We start from the raw sequence: 561 nt of genomic DNA on the forward strand, positions 1-561 counted from the left end.
CGCTGCTGGAGATCCTGCGTGGCTATTGGCGCCTGACCCGGCCCGCCCAGTGGCTGTTTCCTCGCCGCGACGGCTCCGGTCCTATGGACCCGCAGGTGCTTCACGTCGCGTGTCGTGTGGCCTGCGAGGCCCTGGGCATCGAGAAGCGGGTGACCGTACATACGCTACGGCATTCGTTCGCGACTCACCTGCTTGAGGCAGGCACGGACATTCGCATCATTCAGGTGCTGCTTGGCCATCGCAGCTTGGCGTCTACAACGCTCTACGCTCAGGTCTCGACAGACATGATCGGCCGCACCGTCAGTCCTTTCGACCAGTTGCAAGTCAAAGTCATGCCGGCCGGTTGATCGGCATCCATGCGCTCCGCCTTGGAGGTGGCGGACGTATTCCGTCGCCACGGCGCGGCCTATCGGCAAGCACGGGCCGGCCATCTTGGTCGCGTCGAGCGTCGGGTCATGGCTGCGATCGAGGCCTGCCGCACCTCGGCGCTCGGCGGCCATCTCGAAGCCTGTGATGACTGCGGTCTTCAGCGCCCCGTCTACAACTCCTGCCTTATGGGCA

At 64.7% G+C, this 561-nt stretch carries 2 protein-coding genes; both read left to right on the forward strand.

Annotation, left to right across the window (positions count from 1 at the left end; all coding sequences use genetic code 11):
* Nucleotides 1-347 (forward strand): tyrosine-type recombinase/integrase (locus ACWGS9_RS35245; RefSeq protein ID WP_454509486.1); only part of this gene is annotated, 347 nt, incomplete at its 5' end.
* 9 nt (nucleotides 348-356) lie between these two features.
* Nucleotides 357-561, forward strand: a 205-nt coding sequence (locus ACWGS9_RS35250) for a transposase zinc-binding domain-containing protein (RefSeq protein WP_454509487.1), incomplete at its 3' end; no start/stop codon positions are given.

The sequence above is a fragment of the Mesorhizobium sp. Arg314 genome (assembly GCF_053714275.1).